3 protein-coding genes are annotated in these 2,637 nt (G+C 75.0%); 2 read left to right on the plus strand and 1 reads right to left on the minus strand.

All coding sequences use genetic code 11. The features are described 5' to 3' along the window. Positions 1-1,289 (plus strand): MFS transporter (locus tag ACOV8S_RS32700; RefSeq protein WP_448322261.1); only part of this gene is annotated, 1,289 nt, incomplete at its 5' end. Positions 1,290-1,323: 34 nt separating this feature from the next. Here the strand turns inward: ACOV8S_RS32700 and ACOV8S_RS32705 are convergent. Next, positions 1,324-1,779, minus strand: a complete 456-nt coding sequence (locus ACOV8S_RS32705; protein ID WP_448322262.1) for a DUF2000 family protein — start codon at positions 1,777-1,779, stop codon at positions 1,324-1,326. 49 nt (positions 1,780-1,828) lie between these two features. Between ACOV8S_RS32705 and ACOV8S_RS32710 the strand changes: the two genes are divergently transcribed. Next, a partial coding sequence (locus tag ACOV8S_RS32710) for an AraC family transcriptional regulator (protein ID WP_448322264.1) occupies positions 1,829-2,637 on the plus strand: 809 nt, incomplete at its 3' end.

The raw sequence follows: 2,637 nt of genomic DNA on the forward strand, positions 1-2,637 counted from the left end.
GGCGGGTCCTGCGTGACCGCGAGGTGGCGTTCTACCTGGGCGGTGTCGTGGTCTCGGGCTTCGGCAGTTCGGCCATGGCGCTGGCGGCGGGGGTGTGGGCGAAGTCGCTGACCGGTTCGGACAGTCTGGCGGCGCTGACCACCTTCTGCGTGTGGGCTCCCCTGCTGGCCGGTCCGCTGATCGGCACGGTGGCGGACCGGGTACGGCGCCGGCCGTTGCTGGTCCTGGTCAACCTCGGGATGGCGCTGGCCCTGTTGCCTCTCCTCGGCGTGGACGAGAAGGACGACGTCGGGCTCCTGTTCGTCGTGCTGACGCTGTACGGCGTCGCCACGGTGCTGCTGGACGCGGCGGAGGCCGCCCTGGTGGCCGCCGCCGTTCCGGAGCCGCTGCGCGGCGACTTCAACGGTCTGCGGATGACGGCGAACGAAGGCATGAAACTGGTGGCGCCGCTGGTCGGCGCGGGGCTGTTCGTGCGGTTCGGTGGCGCCGGTGTGGTCCTGCTGGACGCCGCCACCTTCGTGCTGGCCGCGGCGGCGTTCGCCCTCATGCGTGTGTCCGAGCCCGCCCCTTCCCCCGCCGGCACCCGGCATCGGTTCTCGGACGCCGCCGAGGGAATGCGCGGCCTGTGGGCTCGTCCCGCCCTGCGGCGGCTGGTCCTGGCCGGGGCGGCGACCATGGGTGTGGCCGGGCTGAACGGGGCGGCGGTGTACGCCGTCGTCGACGCCGGACTGCACCGTGAACCCGCCTTCGTCGGGGGGCTGTACGCGGTGCAGGGGTGTGGCTCCGTGGTCAGCGGACTGTGCGCCGGTGCTCTGCTGCGGCGTGTGCCCGAGCGGGTGTTCGCGGCGGCGGGCATCGCCCTGTTCGCGCTGGGCGTCGGCCTGCGGGTCGTCCCGTCGGTGCCGGTCTCCCTGGTGGCCTCCGCGTTGGTGGGGGCGGGCCTGCCCTGCGTGCTGATCGCCGCCATGACCGCCGTGCAGCGGGAGATCCCGGCCGAGCTGCTGGGCAGGGCGGCGGCCACGGCGAACACGCTGTTGTTCGCGCCGAACGCCCTGGCGCTGGCGGCGGGGGCGGGCCTGCTCGCCCTGGTCGACCACCGCGTCCTGCTGCTCGCGGCGGCAGCAGTGGGAACGGTCGCCGCGGTCGTGTGCTTCCTCGGCCGCGGCGCGCGACCGGAGGCGGCCGCGTCGACGCCGCCCCCGGCCCCGGCCCCGGAGGCGGCCGAGGACCCCGGGGCGCGGACCACGGCGGCCGAGGAGGGTCCTCCGGAGCACCAGGACCTTCGCTGACCGGTGCCTCGACCGGGCCGCCGGCGCCTGCGCGTCAGGGGTGCATCCGCGTCCCCTTGAGCACCTTGTCCACCGCGTTGCGAGGTCCGTACACGGCGAGGCCGACGAGGTCCAGGTCGTCGCGCGGGACGGCACGGACCGCGGCGCGGTTGTCGTGGTCGTTGCCGGTGGCGAAGAGGTCGGAGGTGAAGACGGCGCGGGGCAGGTCCCGGGAGAGGGCGCGGCCGTGCGCGGCGGTCATGGTCTCCTCGGCGGCCTCGAAGACCAGGACGGGCTGGCGGAACATGGGCAGGTAGGGCGTGCCGTCGGCGTCGGCGTAGGGCTCGCCGACGACCTCGGGCACCTCGGTCCCCAGCCCGCTGACGAGGAACGCCGTCACGTTCAGGCGCTGCCAGGGCGCGAGGTCGGTGCGCAGCAGGACGGCGATCTTCGTGTCGAAGCGGGCGGGCGGGACGGTGGTGACGCCGGTCGTCGTCGTGTCGGATCTCATGGTGCGAGCGTGCCCGCCGGGCCTTCGTCCCGTCTTGTACGTTCTTGGCATGCAGGTACCGACGGGCCCGGAGGTGACCGCGTGGCGGCCGGGGATCCCGGGCGTCGTCGAGGTGTTCCACGCCCGGTTCGCGGAGCACGCGTATCCGATGCACGTGCACGACGCGTGGACGCTGCTGATCGTCGACGACGGCGCCGTGCGGTACGACCTCGACCGGCACCGGGGGCGCGGTACGCCGCGGGACGTGGTGTCGCTGCTGCCGCCGCACGTCGCGCACAACGGGGCGCCGGCGACGCCGCTGGGCTTCCGCAAGCGGGTCGTGTACCTGGACCTGAGCGTGCTGGACGCGAGCCTGATCGGCCCGGCGGTCGACGGCCCCGATCTGCGCGACCCGGTGCTGCGGCGTCGGGTGGGGCAGTTGCACGCGGCGCTGGGCCGGTCCGGTGACGAGCTGGAGGCGGAGAGCCGGCTGCGGTTGATCACCGAGCGGCTGCGCGGGCACCTGGGGTCGTCTCCGGCCGCCACGGCGCCGCCGGCCACCGGGGCAGCCGCCCGGGGCGTCGCGCACCGGCTGCGGGAACTCCTCGACGAACGGACGGTGGAGGGCGTCACGCTGGAGGAGGCGGCGCGGCTGGTCCATGCGCACCCCACCCATCTGGTGCGGGCCTTCGGGGCGGCGTTCGGGATAGCGCCGCACCAGTACCTGACGGCCCGTCGGGTGGAGCGGGCCAGGCGGCTCCTGCTGGCGGGCCGGCCCGCCGCCCAGGTGGCGGTCGCGGCGGGCTTCCACGACCAGTCCCATCTGACCCGGCACTTCCGGCGTCATCTCGGTGTCACCCCGGGCCGGTACGGACGCTG

It is taken from the genome of Streptomyces sp. CO7, assembly GCF_053474865.1.

Coding starts and splice junctions, on each gene's coding strand:
- ACOV8S_RS32705 (WP_448322262.1), bottom strand. CDS start 1,779: ATGAGATCCGACACGACGACGACCGGCGTCACCACCGTCCCGCCCGCC.